Raw genomic sequence first — 15197 nt, forward strand, 5'->3', positions numbered from 1 at the left:
GTATTGTCCACGAGGACAGGTGGCGTGATGAATGCCACGCGGATGCGCAGGCAGCGTGACGCGCGGATGACTGGGCGGTCCAGTCATCCGGCAATGGATTGAGGCGGGGATCGGAAGGAGCACCGAACCGGGCGGTTCAGTGCAGGGCGCGCAGGGCGCTGCGCTCAGCGTACGCCGTGGACGCGCAGGGCGAGCTGCAGGCGATCGGAGAGGTCGAGCTTTTCGAACACAGCCTTGAGGTGCGCCTTGACGGTCCGCTCGGTGATGCCGAGGGCGAGGGCGATGGACAGGTTGCTGTCGCCGACGGCGGCCAGCTGGGCGACTTCGCGCTCGCGCTCGGTGAGCGGCGTGGCCCAGTCGGCGAGGCCGGTGCGGGGCAGGCGGGTATCCACCAGCCGCAGCAGACGAGAGAGCAGGGCGCGGCCGACCCACAGCTCGCCGCTGGCGATCACGTCGAGGGCTTGGCGCAGGGTGTCGGCGGGCGCGTGGGAATGGCAGTAGCCGCTGGCCCCAGCGTTGAGCACGGCGAGGCCTTCGTCGTCATCGGGGTTCGACGAGGCGGCCAGGATGGCGAGCCCCTCGGCGTTGCGCTGCCAGGCCGGGCGCGTCCAGATGGGCGCGGTGCCGCCCCGGGCGCAGCCCAGGTCCACCAGTACCAGCCGGTGGCCGGCGGCACGCCAGGCGTCGAGTCCGTCGATGCCGCGGGCACGTAGCGGAGATGGGGCGAGATCCTGCCAGCGCTGGGCGAGCAGGTCGTCATCGGTGATGAGGAGGAGGGGTTCCGGGGTCGTCATGATCGGGGTGGTCAGGGTCTCAGCGCTCGGTGAGCGCGTTGGCCTTGGCCCGCAGGACAGGTTTCATCAGGTAGCTGAGGAGCGATTTCTTGCCAGTGAGGATGTCCACCTCGGCCACCATGCCGGGGATGATGGGCATCTGCGCGTCGCCGATGGTGCTGCGGGTGGTGCGCACCCGCACGATGTAGAAGGCGTTGCCCTTTTCGTCGGTGATGGTGTCGGCACCAATCTGTTCGAGGGTTGCCTCGAGGCCGCCATAGATCGAGAAATCGTAGGCGGTGAACTTCACCAGCGCCGGCTGGCCCGGGCGCAGGAAGGCGATGTCCTTGGGCTGCACGCGGGCTTCGAGGAGTAGGGCGTCGTCGCTCGGGACGATCTCGATGATCTCTTTGCCGGGTTGCACCACGCCGCCCACGGTGTTGGCGAAGAGCTGCTTGACGGTGCCGTTCATCGGTGCGCGGATCTCGGCCTGCTTGACCCGGTCGGCGAGGCCTTCGCTGCCGGCCGACAGGGCGGCGAGCTTGGCGTTGGTTTCGGAGAGTTCGCTGCGGGCCTGGTTGCGCATGTTGAGCTCGACTTCCTCGATCTTGCGCTGGGCTTCGGAGATGGCGGCCTGGATGCGCGGGATCTGGGCGCCGGCGGCGTCCCGTTCGCCCCGGTAGCGGGCCACGTCCCGCTCGAGGCGCAGGAGCTCGACCTCGGACACCGCGCCGGTCTTGGCGAGCGGGCGGGTGACTTCGAGTTCTCTCGCGGTGAGGCTGTAGCTCTGGGTGGCCTGTTCGCGCTTGGCGGTGAGTTCGTTGAGCTCCTGGCGGCGCTGGGACAGCTGCTGGCGCGCCACGCCGACAGCGGCGTCGAGCTCGAGCCGCTTGTTTTCGTAGGCGCTGCGCTCCTGCTCGACGAGATCCGGCGCTTCCTTGATGAGCTCGGGCGGCGGCACGAAGGGCTTGCCGCTGGCAACGGCCGTGAGGCGCGCGGACTTGGCGAGGAGGGCGATGTACTGGGCACGGTTCTCGCGTAGCGACGACACGAAGCGGGTCGGGTCCACCTTGAGGAGGAGCTGCCCGGTCTTCACCTGCTGGCCTTCCTTGACCAGGATCTCGGAGACGATGCCGCCGTCGAGGCTCTGCATCACCTGCACCTGACGGGACGGGATGACCTTGCCTTCGCCGCGGGTGACTTCGTCGAGCTGGGCGAAGGCGGCCCACACGATGAGGATGATGACGGCCGCGAAGGTGAGGATCACGGCGATGCGGCTGCCGCGCAGCTTTTGCTCGGACATGGCCCATTCGGCGTCGGCCATGTAGTCGGAGTCGTCGTGGATCTCTTTCCTCTCGACGCCATCGAGGATGCGGTCGAAGGTGCGCGAGGCGCGTTGATAGAGCGCGTTGTAGGCGGGCTGGAAGAGGGCGGCAATGCGCAGGAAGAGGGCTTTCATGGTGTCACCCCGCCCTTCCGATGCGGCCCTGCTGCAGGGCTTCGACCACCTGGGCCTTGGGCCCGTCGGCGACGATCTGGCCCTGGTCGAGGACGATCAGCCGGTCGACCAGATCGAGCAGCGAGGTGCGGTGGGTGACGAGGACGATCGTCTTGCCGGCAGCAAAGCGGCGCAGGCGCTGCTTGAGGCCTTCCTCGCTCTGGTGGTCCATGCTGCTGGAAGGTTCGTCCAGCAGCAGCACCGGCGGGTCGTTGAGCACCGCGCGGGCGATGGCCACGGCCTGGCGCTGGCCACCGGAGAGGGATTCGCCCCGCTCGCCGATGGGCATCTCGAAGCCTTGCGGGTGGGTGTTGGCGAACTCGCGCACGCCGGCCAGATCGGCCGCGGCGAGGATCGCGCTGTCGTCGGCGAAGGGCGCGCCCATCGCGATGTTCTGCTTGAGGGTGCCGTAGAAGAGGGTCACGTCCTGGGGCACGAAGCCGATGGCGCGGCGCAGCTCGGCCGGGTCGATCTGGCGGGAGTCGATGCCGTCAACCAGCACCGCGCCCTCGGTGGGCTGGTAGAGGCCGAGGATCAGCTTTTCGATGGTGGTCTTGCCGGAACCGATGCGGCCGATGATGGCGACCTTCTCGCCGGCCTTGAGGCGGAAGCTGATCTTCTTGAGCACGGCCTGGTCGCGGCCGGGGTAGCAGAAGCTCACGTCCTTGAACTCGATGTCGCCGGTGAAGCTGGGGCGATGCACGAAGCTGGCGCCCTCGGGGCGTTCGACCGGCAGGTTCATGTGGGTGCCCACCGAGGCGAGGGAGGTGCGGGCGTTCTGGTACTGCATCATCAGCCCGGCCACCTGGCCCAGGGGCGCCATGGCGCGACCGGAGAGCATCGACGCGGCGATGATGCCGCCCATCGACATGTTGCCCTCGGAGAGCTCATACACCCCGACGATGATCACCGCGATGTTCACCAGCTGCTGCATGAGCTGTGCGAAGTTGACCGTGCCCGAGGAGAGCAGCTTGAGCCGGCCGCTGACCTGGGCGATGAACAGGGTGGCGCGTTCCCACTGGCGCTGGACGCTGCTTTCGGCGCCGAGGGTTTTGAGGGTTTCGAGGCCGACGAGGCTTTCGACCAGCGTGGCGTTACGCTGGGCGCTGGCCCGGTAGGTGGTTTCGGTGAGCTCGTGCATCTTGTCCTGGGCGACCAGGGTGACGAACAGCACGGCGAGCATCCCCACCAGCGGCGGCACCAGCAGCCACGGGGAGATCCAGGTCATCACGACCAGAAAGAGCAGCACGAAGGGCAGATCGATCAGTGTGGTGACGGTGGCCGAGGCGATGAAGTCACGCACGCCTTCGAAGGCGCGCAGGTTGGCGGCAAACGAGCCGACCGAGGCTGGCCGTGCGTCCATCCGCAGGCCGAGCACACGCTCCATGATGCGGGCCGAAAGCTGCACGTCGATGCGCTTGCCGGCGGTGTCGACGATGTAGGCGCGCAGGGTGCGCAGGCAGAAATCGAAGCCGAGCACGAGGATCGCCCCGACGGCCAGCACCCACAGGGTTTCGACCGCGTGGTTGGGCACGACCCGGTCATAGACCGTCATCGAGAACATCGGGATGGCCAGGGCGAACAGGTTGACCACCAGCGCCGCCAGCAGGGTGTCGCGGTAGAGCCGCCAGTTTTCGAAGACGGTGCCCCAGAACCAGTGGGTGGAGCGCACGGCCTTGACCTGGGGCGCGCGGGCCTCGAAGCGGAAGCGTGGGCGGACGAAGCACACCAGCCCGGTGTAGAGGGCGGCGAGCTGTTCGCCGCTGAGGATGTCTGCGGATTCGCCGGCCTCGGGGAAGCGCACCCGGGCGCGGCCGTCCGGCAGGCGCTCGAGCAGGATGCAGGCGCGGCGGTCGTGGAGCAGCAGGATCGCGGGCAGCAGGCTGGGGGTGATTGCCTCGACAGGCTTGCGCACGATGCGCGCGGAGAGCCCGGCGCGGGCCGCGGCGCGGGGCAGCAGCGACGGCGTGAGGCAGTTGTCCACGAGCGGCAGGCCGGCGGACAGCGCCGCGCCGGTGAAGGGATTGCCGTGGATCTGGGTGAGGATGACCAGTGCGTCGAGCAGCGGGTCTTCGTGGGTGATCGTCACGCCCGGATGCCAGTCGGCATCGACGTTGGCGGGGCCACCGGCTTGCGGGGCGGAGGAGGCGGAAGGTGCGGCGTCAGTCATCGGCACAATCGTAAATGGGGTCGTTTCTCGACCAGGCAAGGGGCTTGCCGTGCCTGGGCAGATCGCCGGGGATGCCGGCGGACGTCCGGATTGTAGGGATAACGGGTGACCGTGGGGGAACTTGAGCCTTCAGGCGTCCGATGCCGGACGGTTTTGCGGGGCATGCCTGGTGGTGCTACCGGGCCACTGGCGGGCCCGGCGGGGTGGGGCGTCAGATGATGTCGCTGGGCCCGAGGAGATCGAGACCCTGGCGCAGGCGCGCCCGGGCGCCCTTGCGGGCCAGCAGCTTGCGCTGGGCGTCGGGCGGTAGATCGGTGAGGCGCAGCAGGCCCCGGTCGATCAGCACGTCCACTACGTCCTCGATGACGCGGATGAGGTCGGCATCGAGGCGGGCGAAATCGCCCGAGCCGGTGAGGGCGGCGGTGTCAGGGTGGCCGAGGGGGAGCTCTTCCTCGTGGCCGGGGGCGGCCTCGGTGAAGAGGGCAACGACCCGACCGGTGGCATCGCGTTGAACGTAGGGCATGGCGGCTCCGGGGTTGGAGGACGGACGGGCTCAGGCCGCGGGCGTCTGGAGTTCCTTGGGCAGCGGGAAGGTGATGCGCTCGGGCACGCCCTCGAGGGCGCGGACGGACGCGGCACCCAGCGCCTTCAGGCGGGCGATGACGGATTCGACCAGCACTTCCGGCGCCGACGCACCGGCGGTGACGCCGATGCGCTTCTTGCCGACGATCCAGGCCGGATCAATGGCCTCGGCGTTGTCGATGAGGTAGGCGGGCACGTTGAGGAGCTCGGCCACTTCACGCAGGCGGTTGGAGTTGGAGCTATTCACCGAGCCCACCACCAGCACCAGATCCGACTGGGGCGCCATGAACTTCACGGCGTCCTGGCGGTTTTGCGTGGCGTAGCAGATGTCGTCCTTCTTGGGGCCGACGATGTTCGGGAAGCGCTCGCGCAGGGCCGTGACGATGGCGCCGGCGTCGTCCACCGAGAGGGTGGTCTGGGTGACGTAGGCGAGCATGTCGGGGTCGGTGACCACGAGGCCGGCCACATCGGCGGCGTTCTCGACGAGGTGGATGCCGTCCTTCACCTGGCCCATCGTGCCTTCGACTTCCGGGTGGCCCTTGTGGCCGATCATGATGACCTCACGACCCTGGTCGCGCATGCGGCCGACTTCGAGGTGCACCTTGGTGACCAGCGGGCAGGTGGCGTCGAAGACGCGCAGGCCGCGGGCGTCGGCCTCGGCGCGCACCGACTGGGGCACGCCGTGGGCGCTGAAGATCACGGTGTTGCCGGCGGGCACGTCGGCGAGATCCTCGATGAAGATGGCGCCCTTGGCGCGCAGGCCTTCGACGACGAAGCGGTTGTGGACGACTTCGTGGCGCACGTAGATCGGCGCGCCGAACTGGGCCAGCGCCCGTTCGACGATCTCGATGGCACGTTCGACGCCGGCGCAGAAACCGCGGGGATTGGCGAGCAGGACTTCCATGGCTTTCCTCGTGTCGCTCAGTTGACGCCGATGATCTGGACTTCGAAGCGGATCGCCTTGCCAGCCAGCGGATGGTTGAAGTCGATGGTGGCGTGGGTGTCGCCGACTTCGCGGATCAGGCCGGGGTAGCGGGTGCCATCGGGGGCGGTGAATTCCATGATGACCAGCGGTTCGACGGCGGCGCCATCGGGGAAGTCTTCGAGGCGGACCTTCTCGACGAGGTCGTCGCGATAGGCGCCGAAGGCTTCGTCGGGCTGGAGCAGGAAGGTGTGGTGTTCGCCCACGGCGGTGCCGGCGAGGCAGCGCTCGAGGGTCGGCAGCAGATCGCCGCGGCCCAGGTGCATGGTGGCCGGCGTGGTCTCGAAGGTGCTGATGAGCGACTGGCCGTTGTCGAGGGAGATCCGGTAATGGAGGGTGACAAGGCTGTCGGGCTGGACGATCTGGGTCATGAAAGTTTCTCTTGAATGGGGGCGTGGCGGCTTTCGCGGAACTGGGCGACGAGCATCAGCGTGACACCCACGCAGATGGCCGAATCCGCCACGTTGAATGCCGGCCATCCGTAGCGGCCGACGTGGAAATACAGGAAGTCGACCACCGCGCCGAACACGAAGCGGTCGATGACGTTGCCGATGGCGCCGCCGATGATGAGCGAAAAGGCCAGCGGCTGCAGGAACTCGTGCTGGTGCCGGGCGAGGAGGCGCAGCAGCCAGCCGCAGATGACCGTGGCGAGGGCGACGAAGAACCAGCGCTGCCAGCCGGCCTGATCGGCCAGAAAGCTGAAGGCGGCGCCCGGATTGAAGGCCAGCACCAGATCGAACCAGTCGGTGACGTGGATGACCTCGCCGTTGCGCAGTTCGCCGCGCACCAGATGCTTGGTCAGTTGATCCACGAGGACGACGATGGCCGACAGGCCGATCCAGTTGCCGAGGCGAAGTTTCAAGGGCGGGGCTCCAGGCTTTCGGGTTGTGGGGTCAGGCGGCGCTGCGGGCTTCGCCGGCGCCGTGCAGATTGGACGTGCAGCGGCCGCAAAGTTCCGGATGCGCGGCGTCGTGGCCCACATCGGCGCGGTAGTGCCAGCAGCGGTCGCACTTGGCGTGGGCGGACGGGGTGACGACAATGGCCTCGGCGGCTTCGTCGGCGGCCTTCACCAGGGTGGTCTTGGAGCAGATCAGCACGAAGCGCAGGTCGTCGTCGAGGCTGGCAAGCACGTCGTAACGGCCACCAGCGGCGCGGATCTCGACCTCGGCCTGGAGCGACGAGCCCACTTGGCCGGCGGCGCGCACGGCTTCGATTTCCTTCTGCACGTCGGCGCGGATGGCGCGAATGGCCGTCCATTTGTCGAGCAGGGCCTCTTCGCCTTCCTGGGCCGGCAGGGTGTGGAAGGTGTGAAGCATCACGCTGTCGTCGGCGTCCTTGCCCAGCAGCAGCCAGATTTCCTCGGCGGTGAAGGAGAGGATCGGCGCCATCAGTTTGACCACCGACTGGAGGATGTGCCACAGGGCGCTCTGGGCCGCGCGGCGGGCGGTGGAGTTGGCCTGGGTGGTGTAGAGGCGGTCCTTGAGGACGTCGAGGTAGACCGCGCCCAGGTCTTCGGCGGCGAAGTTCTGGAGGGCCTGCACCACGCGGTGGAACTCGAAGCGTTCGTAGTCGGCCTTGGCCTGATCCTGCAGCTTGCGGGTGAGGGCCAGGGCGTAGCGGTCGATCTCCAGCCAATCCGACACCGGCAGCATGTCGGTGGCGGGGTTGAAGTCGGCGGTGTTGGCGAGCAGGAAGCGCAGGGTGTTGCGCAGGCGGCGATAGACTTCGACCACGCGGTCGAGGATCTCCTTTGAGATGGACAGCTCGCCGGAGTAGTCGGTGGAGGCGACCCACAGGCGCAGAATCTCGGCGCCCAGCTTGCCGGTGACTTCCTGGGGCACGACCACGTTGCCCAGCGACTTGCTCATCTTGCGGCCGGTGCCGTCCACGGCGAAACCGTGGGTCAGCAGCGACTTGTAGGGCGGGTGGCCGTCGATGGCGCAGCCGGTGAGGAGCGACGAGTGGAACCAGCCGCGGTGCTGGTCGGAGCCTTCGAGGTAGAGATCGGCGCGCGGGCCGGTGGCGTGGCCATCGTTGTGGGAGCCGCGCAGCACGTGCCAGTGGGTGGTGCCGGAATCGAACCACACGTCGAGGGTGTCGCTGATCTTGTCGTACTGGGCGGCTTCGTCGCCGAGGAGCTCGGTGGCGTCGAGCTTGAACCAGGCGGCGATGCCTTCGACCTCGATGCGCTTGGCGACTTCTTCCATCAGCTCCACGGTGCGCGGGTGGAGTTCGCCGGTCTCGCGGTGGAGGAAGAACGGGATCGGCACCCCCCAGTTGCGCTGGCGCGAGATGCACCAGTCGGGACGGTTGGCGATCATGGCGTGCAGGCGGGCCTGGCCCCAGGACGGGAAGAACTGGGTGGCATCCACGCCGCCGAGGGCGAGCTCGCGCAGGCTGGGGCCGCCGTTGGGCTTGAGATCCATGCCGACGAACCACTGGGCGGTGGCGCGGTAGATCAGCGGCGTTTTGTGGCGCCAGCAGTGCATGTAGCTGTGGCTGATTTTCTCGTGGGAGAACAGGGCGCCCACTTCCTGCAGCTTTTCGACGATGACCGGGTTGGCCTTCCAGATGTGCAGGCCGCCGAAGAAGGGCAGCGATTCGGCGTACACGCCGTTGCTCTGCACCGGGTTGAGGATGTCGTCGTTGGTGAAGCCGTTGGCCTTGCAGGAGTTGAAGTCATCCACGCCGTAGGCCGGGGCCGAGTGGACGATGCCGGTACCGGCATCGAGGCCCACGTAATCGGCCACGAAGACCGGCGAGACGCGGTCGTAGAAAGGGTGGCGGAAGGTGATGTGGTCGAGCTTGCCGCCGTTGGTGCGGGCGATGATCGTGCCTTCGAGGCCGAAGCGCTTGAGGCTGGATTCGGTGAGCTCGGCCATCAGCACCAGCAGGCCGCGGGGGGTGTCGACGAGCGCGTATTCGTGCTCGGGATGGACGTTGAGGGCCTGGTTGGACGGGATCGTCCAGGGCGTGGTGGTCCAGATCACCGCGTAGGCGTCCTTGCCTGCAGGCAGGGCGGAGAGACCGAAGGCGGCGGCGAGCTTTTCAGGCTCGGCGCACACGAAGCCCACGTCGATGGCGGGGCTCTGCTTGTCCTGGTACTCGACCTCGGCCTCGGCCAGCGCCGAGCCGCAGTCGAAACACCAGTTGACCGGCTTCAGGCCCTTGAACACCCAGCCGCGCTTGACCATCTCGGCCAGGGCGCGCACTTCGCCGGCTTCATTGCCGAAGTCCATGGTGCGGTAGGGCTTGTCCCAGTCGCCCAGTACGCCGAGGCGGATGAAGTCCTTCTTCTGCTCTTCGATTTGCTCGGCCGCGTAGGCGCGGCACAGCTCGCGCACCTTGTCGGCGGGCAGGCCCTTGCCGTGGGTGACTTCGATCTTGTGCTCGATGGGCAGGCCGTGGCAATCCCAGCCGGGCACGTAGGGCGCGTCGAAGCCGGCGAGGGTCTTGGAGCGGACGATGATGTCCTTGAGGATCTTGTTGAGCGCGTGACCGATGTGGATGCTGCCGTTGGCGTACGGGGGGCCGTCGTGTAGGACGAACTTGGGCCGGCCGGCGGATGCCTTGCGGATCTTCTGGTAGAGCTTCTTCTGCTGCCAGTCGGCGATCCAGCCCGGCTCGCGCTTGGCGAGGTCGCCCCGCATGGGGAAGGGAGTGTCGGGCAGGTTGAGGTCGTTGCGCTTCTGGGACATGGTTCTATGCGGCCTGTGGAATTCAGAGAGGATTCTGGGCGAAGTAGGCGCGGGCCTCGTCGGCGTCGCGGGCGATCTGGGCGGTGAGGGCGTCGAGGCTGTCGTAGCGCTCCTCATCGCGCTGCTTGCGCAGGAAATTGACGCGCAGGTGGGCGTCGTAGCATTCGGTGTTCCAGTCGAAGAGATGCACTTCGAGGCTGGGTCGGCCGGCGTCGTTGATGGTGGGACGTACGCCGACGCTGGCCACGCCGGGCCACGGCTTATCGGCCAGGCCTTCGACGCTGACGGTGTAGATGCCCATCAGCGGCGGGCTGCGGTGTTTGAGCTGGATGTTGGCGGTGGGAAAGCCGATGGTGCGGCCGATCTTGTCGCCGTGCAGCACGCGCCCGCTGATGCTGTAAGGCCGGCCGAGGAGGCGGGCGGCGTGGGGCATGTCGCCTTCGGCCAGCGCGGCGCGCACGGCAGAGCTGGAAACCCGCTCGCCTTCGTGGTCGACGGTGTGCATGGCTTCGACGGTGAAGCCGACCTGTTCGCCCACGCTGCGGAGCATCTCGAAGTTGCCGGTGCGCCCCTTGCCGAAGCGGAAATCGTCGCCAATCAGCAGGTGGCGCACGCCGAGGCCCTGGATCAGCACGTCTTCGATGAAGGCCTCGGCGGTGAGGCCGGCGAAGCGCTGGTTGAAGCGGGCGATGTAGAGGCGGTCGACACCCCGGGCTTCGAGCAGCTGGATCTTCTCGCGCAGGGAGGTGAGGCGCCGGGGGCGGTTCTCGTGGGCGAAGTATTCCCGCGGGTGGGGCTCGAAGGTCATCACCGCAGCGGGCAGACCGGTGGTCAGCGCCTTGGCGGAGAGCTTGGCCAGCAGCGACTGATGGCCGCGGTGCACGCCATCGAAGTTGCCGATGGTCAGCACGCAGCCATGTTGGGCTCGCTCGGGGATTCCACGGAAGACCTGCATGGACGGATTTCGGGCAAAGGGGCGATTATAGCGGCAAGGCGCCGGCCGGCGAAGCCGGCGCCCGAGCAGGCTTCAGGCGCCCTGGCCGGCGCGTTCGCGGTGGAAGCGGGCGACGTAGTCGGTGAGGGTGCCGCTGGCGATGGCGTCGCGCAGGTCGCGCATCAGCTGCTGGTAATAGTGCAGGTTGTGGATGGTGGCGAGCCGCGCGCCGAGGATCTCGTTGAGGCGGTTGAGGTGGTGCAGGTAGCCCCGCGAGAAGTTGCGGCAGGTGTAGCAGTCGCAGGTCTCGTCGAGCGGTCGGGTGTCGGACTTGTGGCGGGCGTTGCGGATCTTGATGTCGCCGTGGCGGGTGAACAGCCAGCCGTTGCGGGCGTTGCGGGTGGGCATCACGCAATCGAACATGTCGATGCCGGCCTGCACCGCGAAGACGATGTCTTCCGGCGTGCCCACGCCCATCAGGTAGCGGGGCTTGTCCTTGGGCAGGCGCGGCGCGGTGTGGTGCAGGATGCGCTGCATGTCGTCCTTGGGCTCGCCCACCGACAGGCCGCCGATGGCGTAGCCGTGGAAGCCGATCTCCTCGAGCCCGGCCAGGGATTCGTCGCGCAGGTTTTCAAACATGCCGCCCTGGACGATGCCGAAGAGGGCGTTGTTGTTTTCGAGGCGATCGAACTCGTCCCGCGAACGACGCGCCCAGCGTTGCGACAGGCGCATGGAATCGGCGGCTTCGGTGACGGTGGCGGGGTAGGGTGTGCACTCGTCGAAGATCATCACCACGTCGGAGTTCAGCACCTTCTGGATGCGCATGGATTCCTCGGGGGTGAGGAAGAGCTTGTCGCCATTGACCGGCGACGAAAAGCGCACGCCTTCCTCGGTGATCTTGCGCAGGGCGCCCAGCGAGAACACCTGGAAGCCGCCGGAGTCGGTGAGGATCGGGCCGTCCCAGGCCATGAACTGATGCAGGCCGCCGAAGGCTTCCATCACCTCAAGGCCCGGGCGCAGCCACAGGTGGAAGGTGTTGCCCAGGCAGATCTGGGCGCCGATGTCGCGCAGGTCCTGCGGCGAGATGCCCTTCACCGAGCCGTAGGTGCCGACCGGCATGAAGGCCGGGGTGTCGACGGTGCCGTGGTTGAGGGTGAGGCGGCCGCGACGGGCGGCGCCGTCAGTGGCGAGGAGTTCGTATTTCATTCGGAAGTCCGGGTCAGGAACATGGCGTCGCCGTAGCTGAAGAAGCGGTAGCGCTCGGCGATGGCGTGGGCGTAGGCGCGGCGGATGGTGTCCATGCCGGCGAAGGCGGAGACGAGCATCAGCAGCGTGGATTTCGGCAGGTGGAAGTTGGTGATGAGCGCGTCGGCCACGTTGAAGTGGTAGCCCGGCAGGATGAACAGGTCGCTCTCGGCCTCGCCGGCGACAGCCTGGCCACCCTTGGCGCAGGATTCCAGTGCCCGCATGCTGGTGGTGCCGACACACACCACGCGCTTGCCGGCGGCCTTGGTGGCGGCGATGGCATCGACGGTGGCCTGGGGCACGAAGTAGGCCTCGGTGTGCATCTTGTGTTCGGACAGATCGTGGACGCGCACCGGCTGGAAGGTGCCGGCGCCCACGTTGAGCGTCACGAAGGCGCTATTCACGCCCATCTGGGCGAGGCGAGCGAGGAGGGGTTCGTCGAAGTGAAGGCCGGCGGTGGGTGCGGCGACCGAGCCCGGATTCTTCGCGAAAACCGTCTGGTAACGGGATTCGTCGGTATTGCCGGCGGCGCGCTCGATGTACGGCGGCAGCGGCAGACGCCCGTGCCTTTCGAGCAGTACGACGAGATCCTCGCCGGCCGGGAAGCGCAGGTGGAAGAACTCGCCGGCGCGGCCGAGTACTTCGACTTCAAGCGCGCCTTCGAGCATCAGCCGGGTGCCCGGCTTGGGTGACTTGCTGGCGCGGATCTGGGCGAGGGCTTCGTGGGCGCCCAGCGGGCGCTCGATCATCACCTCGACCTGGCCGCCGGTGTCCTTGGTGCCGAACAGGCGGGCGTGGATCACCCGGGTGTCGTTGAAGACCAGCAGGTCACCTGGGGAAAGCAGGGCGGGAAGATCGGCAAAATGCAGGTCGGCCAGCTGCGGGCCAACCTGCAGCAGGCGGCTGTCGGTGCGGCGGTCGAGGGGAGCCTGGGCAATCAGTTCCTGAGGGAGCGGGTAATCGAAATCGTCTAGGGTCCAGGCCATGAGTCTTGGGGCGAGTTGATGCAATAAGCAGATTCGTAGATAATGTGCGGCTTCCCATGCCGGGATGGCGGAATCGGTAGACGCAGCGGATTCAAAATCCGCCGCCGCAAGGTGTGTGGGTTCGAGTCCCACTCCCGGCACCAATAAAATCAATGGGTTAGAAAATTGTAGCAAAAAACGGGCTGGTTTTTCCGTTTTTGGTGCAAATTTGGCCCGATTGGTTTCTGCATCTCCTGATTTTCCCTTCTGTCGCTCCCGGATTAGCCGCCATGGCCCTCGACCCCCAAGCCCAGGCCCTGCTTGCCATGATTTATCGCGTCGGTGCGCCGCGTTTCCACGAGCTGGATACGCATCAGGCCCGACGTTCCTTCGAGAAGCTTCAAGGCACCTTCGGGCCCGAAGCACGAGCCGTGTCATCGGTGACCGAAGTGCCGATTCCGGCGACCCACGCGAAGGATGGCGTGATCATGGCGCGGCTTTACCGGCCGCTCTCGGCTGGTCCGGACGATATCCTGCCGGTGGCTTTCTATTTTCACGGTGGAGGCTGGTGCATCGGCGATGTGGCGAGCTACGACGGCCTGTGCCGCGAGCTGGCGCATCTCGGCGGCGTGGCCGTGCTGTCGGTGGATTACCGGCTGGCGCCCGAACATCCGTTTCCGACCGCCGTTGAAGACGCACTGCGCGCCGTGACCTGGAGCCTCGCCAATGCAGTGTTGCTGGGGATCGATCCGAGCCGTTTTGCGCTGGCCGGCGATAGTGCAGGCGGCACGCTGAGCGCCGTCACGGCCCTCCAGCTGCGTAACGCCAACGGCCCCCAGGCCGCGCTGCAGCTGCTGATCTACCCGTGCACCGACATCCTCAGCCAGCGCCCGTCCCGGCGCGAGTTTGCCAGCGGCTACTTTCTGGATACCGAGAGCCTCGCGTGGTTCTTCGAGCGCTACCTGCCCAATCAGGACGACTGGCAGGACTGGCGCGCATCGCCGATCAATGCCGGGCGTTTCGACGGCCTGCCGCCGGCCACCTTCATCCTCGCCGAATGCGATCCGCTCACCGATGACGGCAAGGCCTACGCAGCGCTGCTCGGTGAAGCCGGAGTGCCGGTGACTGTGCATGAGTTCGAAGGCATGGTCCACGGCTTCTTCTCGCTGGGAAAGTATTTTCCGCAGGCGGTGAAGGCGGTGGAGCGGGCAGGGGGTGCGCTGAGGGCTGCGCTGCTGGGGTGATGTTTGGCCTGGGCGGCGTGCCCGGCCTGCGTCAGCCTAGATGCAGACGAAGCTGACCACGTGAGGGCTGCTGGAGCAGCTGCGGCCGAGGGCAAACTGGCCACGGCCCCGCAGCACGACCTCCTCGCGGGATAGCAGGAATTCCCGTTCGCCTTCGATCTGCACGAAGGTGCCGTTGCTGCTGCGGTCGATGAGCACGAACTTGTCGCCACGCAGTTCGATCTCCGCATGGCGCCGCGACGACTGAGTGTCGCCCACGACCAGATCGGCTGCCGGATCGCGTCCGATGCGAGCGCTCGGTCGGGTTGAATTGAGCACCAGCGAGGTCGAGTCGAGATAAAGGCGCAGCTCCGGCTCGGTGTCGAGCAGGAAGTGATCGCTCTGGACGATGGTGAGTTCGCCCACCGCTTCGCACATCAACTCGCACAGCTCCACCGGGCGGGTCACGCCGCGAATCACCCGGGGCGGCAGGGCGTGCAGCACCGACCGCCATTCGGGCCCGAGCCGGCGGGCGGTTTCGCTCGAAGTGATGGCCTTGCCCGGCGACGCGAGTTCGGCCAGGCGGGCGGCGAAATTGACGGTGTCGCCGAAAACATCCGTACCGCTGGCGACGACGGCCCCGAAGTGAAAACCGATGCGCACGGCCAGACGTTGCTGCTCGGCGGTGCTGGGGAGTTCCTTCAGGGTCTGGTGGATCGCCAGGGTGGCGTCGGCAGCGCTGTCGGCATCGCTGAAGACGGCCATCAGGCCGTCGCCGGTGTGCTTGACGACGCGGCCACGCTTGGTTTCGACAGCGATCCGCATGGCGCGGATGCTGCGGTCGACAACCTCGAACGCCGAAGTGTCACCCACGCGCTGATATAGCTGTGTGCTGCCCACAAGATCGGCAAACAGGACAGCGCATTCCTTGGCGGGGTGAGAGGAGTCCGACATCTGATAGTGGTTGGCTAGCGAGCCGTGATTTTAGCGGACTACGTGACTTTTTCCGCACACCGGAAGGTAACAAATTTTGCCCCCATCTGTCGCGCCGCCTGTCGGTCTGAAGCGGGCGGCAGTCGGTTTTAAGAGGTAGATTGAATTTTCCTTGATCTAAACGGCCTCAAGGG

Annotated in this window: 13 protein-coding genes and 1 tRNA gene; 2 read left to right on the top strand and 12 right to left on the bottom strand. The window is 67.0% G+C overall.

Annotated features, from left to right (window positions below; all coding sequences use genetic code 11):
• Positions 1-164: 164 nt before the first annotated feature.
• The 11 genes from QQK25_RS00820 to queA form a co-directional block, all read right to left on the bottom strand.
• Entirely contained in the window at positions 165-794 is a 630-nt protein-coding gene (locus QQK25_RS00820) for a response regulator transcription factor (protein WP_284186307.1), read from the bottom strand.
• Between the two features lie 19 nt (positions 795-813).
• Positions 814-2232: an HlyD family type I secretion periplasmic adaptor subunit gene (locus QQK25_RS00825; protein ID WP_284186308.1), complete on the bottom strand. Its 1419-nt coding sequence runs from the start codon at positions 2230-2232 to the stop codon at positions 814-816.
• 4 nt (positions 2233-2236) lie between these two features.
• Complete coding sequence (locus QQK25_RS00830) at positions 2237-4441, bottom strand: type I secretion system permease/ATPase (RefSeq protein WP_284186309.1); 2205 nt, start codon at positions 4439-4441, stop codon at positions 2237-2239.
• Between the two features lie 211 nt (positions 4442-4652).
• Complete coding sequence (locus tag QQK25_RS00835; protein ID WP_284186310.1) at positions 4653-4964, bottom strand: hypothetical protein; 312 nt, start codon at positions 4962-4964, stop codon at positions 4653-4655.
• A gap of 30 nt (positions 4965-4994) precedes the next feature.
• A complete protein-coding gene (gene ispH, locus QQK25_RS00840; RefSeq protein ID WP_284186311.1) occupies positions 4995-5927 on the bottom strand; it encodes a 4-hydroxy-3-methylbut-2-enyl diphosphate reductase in 933 nt (310 codons plus the stop codon).
• Between the two features lie 17 nt (positions 5928-5944).
• Positions 5945-6376 carry an FKBP-type peptidyl-prolyl cis-trans isomerase gene (locus tag QQK25_RS00845; protein ID WP_153161657.1) on the bottom strand — a complete coding sequence of 144 codons (432 nt, stop codon included), beginning with the start codon at positions 6374-6376 and terminating at the stop codon, positions 5945-5947.
• Positions 6373-6867, bottom strand: coding sequence for a signal peptidase II (gene lspA / locus QQK25_RS00850; protein ID WP_284186312.1), 495 nt, complete (start codon positions 6865-6867; stop codon positions 6373-6375). The genes QQK25_RS00845 and lspA overlap by 4 nt, the downstream gene beginning before the upstream one ends.
• A 31-nt stretch (positions 6868-6898) precedes the next feature.
• On the bottom strand, positions 6899-9703 hold the full coding sequence (gene ileS / locus QQK25_RS00855) for an isoleucine--tRNA ligase (RefSeq protein WP_284186313.1): 2805 nt from the start codon (positions 9701-9703) through the stop codon (positions 6899-6901).
• 22 nt (positions 9704-9725) lie between these two features.
• Positions 9726-10658, bottom strand: coding sequence for a bifunctional riboflavin kinase/FAD synthetase (locus tag QQK25_RS00860; RefSeq protein ID WP_284186314.1), 933 nt, complete (start codon positions 10656-10658; stop codon positions 9726-9728).
• A 72-nt stretch (positions 10659-10730) separates the two neighbouring features.
• Positions 10731-11843: a tRNA guanosine(34) transglycosylase Tgt gene (tgt, locus tag QQK25_RS00865; protein WP_284186315.1), complete on the bottom strand. Its 1113-nt coding sequence runs from the start codon at positions 11841-11843 to the stop codon at positions 10731-10733.
• Entirely contained in the window at positions 11840-12868 is a 1029-nt protein-coding gene (queA, locus tag QQK25_RS00870) for a tRNA preQ1(34) S-adenosylmethionine ribosyltransferase-isomerase QueA (RefSeq protein WP_284186316.1), read from the bottom strand. Before queA ends, tgt begins: the two co-directional genes overlap by 4 nt.
• A 58-nt stretch (positions 12869-12926) precedes the next feature.
• Here queA and QQK25_RS00875 point away from each other — a divergent pair.
• Both QQK25_RS00875 and QQK25_RS00880 read left to right on the top strand, forming a co-directional pair.
• A tRNA-Leu gene (locus QQK25_RS00875) sits at positions 12927-13011 on the top strand.
• A 126-nt stretch (positions 13012-13137) separates the two neighbouring features.
• Entirely contained in the window at positions 13138-14091 is a 954-nt protein-coding gene (locus tag QQK25_RS00880; protein WP_284186317.1) for an alpha/beta hydrolase, read from the top strand.
• Between the two features lie 36 nt (positions 14092-14127).
• On the opposite strand, the gene QQK25_RS00885 is transcribed toward QQK25_RS00880, so the two are convergent.
• Positions 14128-15024, bottom strand: coding sequence for an adenylate/guanylate cyclase domain-containing protein (locus QQK25_RS00885; protein WP_153161650.1), 897 nt, complete (start codon positions 15022-15024; stop codon positions 14128-14130).
• Positions 15025-15197: the final 173 nt, after the last annotated feature.

The organism is Zoogloea oryzae, from assembly GCF_030161255.1.
GTDB classification, from domain to species: domain Bacteria; phylum Pseudomonadota; class Gammaproteobacteria; order Burkholderiales; family Rhodocyclaceae; genus Zoogloea; species Zoogloea oryzae.

What these genes read in the sequence shown, in the direction of transcription:
- QQK25_RS00835 (WP_284186310.1), bottom strand. Translation starts at nt 4,964, where the DNA reads ATGCCCTACGTTCAACGCGATGCCACCGGTCGGGTCGTTGCCCTCTTC.
- ispH (WP_284186311.1), bottom strand. Translation starts at nt 5,927, where the DNA reads ATGGAAGTCCTGCTCGCCAATCCCCGCGGTTTCTGCGCCGGCGTCGAA.
- QQK25_RS00820 (WP_284186307.1), bottom strand. Translation starts at nt 794, where the DNA reads ATGACGACCCCGGAACCCCTCCTCCTCATCACCGATGACGACCTGCTC.
- QQK25_RS00880 (WP_284186317.1), top strand. Translation starts at nt 13,138, where the DNA reads ATGGCCCTCGACCCCCAAGCCCAGGCCCTGCTTGCCATGATTTATCGC.
- QQK25_RS00860 (WP_284186314.1), bottom strand. Translation starts at nt 10,658, where the DNA reads ATGCAGGTCTTCCGTGGAATCCCCGAGCGAGCCCAACATGGCTGCGTG.
- QQK25_RS00845 (WP_153161657.1), bottom strand. Translation starts at nt 6,376, where the DNA reads ATGACCCAGATCGTCCAGCCCGACAGCCTTGTCACCCTCCATTACCGG.
- QQK25_RS00885 (WP_153161650.1), bottom strand. Translation starts at nt 15,024, where the DNA reads ATGTCGGACTCCTCTCACCCCGCCAAGGAATGCGCTGTCCTGTTTGCC.
- QQK25_RS00830 (WP_284186309.1), bottom strand. Translation starts at nt 4,441, where the DNA reads ATGACTGACGCCGCACCTTCCGCCTCCTCCGCCCCGCAAGCCGGTGGC.
- ileS (WP_284186313.1), bottom strand. Translation starts at nt 9,703, where the DNA reads ATGTCCCAGAAGCGCAACGACCTCAACCTGCCCGACACTCCCTTCCCC.
- queA (WP_284186316.1), bottom strand. Translation starts at nt 12,868, where the DNA reads ATGGCCTGGACCCTAGACGATTTCGATTACCCGCTCCCTCAGGAACTG.
- tgt (WP_284186315.1), bottom strand. Translation starts at nt 11,843, where the DNA reads ATGAAATACGAACTCCTCGCCACTGACGGCGCCGCCCGTCGCGGCCGC.
- QQK25_RS00825 (WP_284186308.1), bottom strand. Translation starts at nt 2,232, where the DNA reads ATGAAAGCCCTCTTCCTGCGCATTGCCGCCCTCTTCCAGCCCGCCTAC.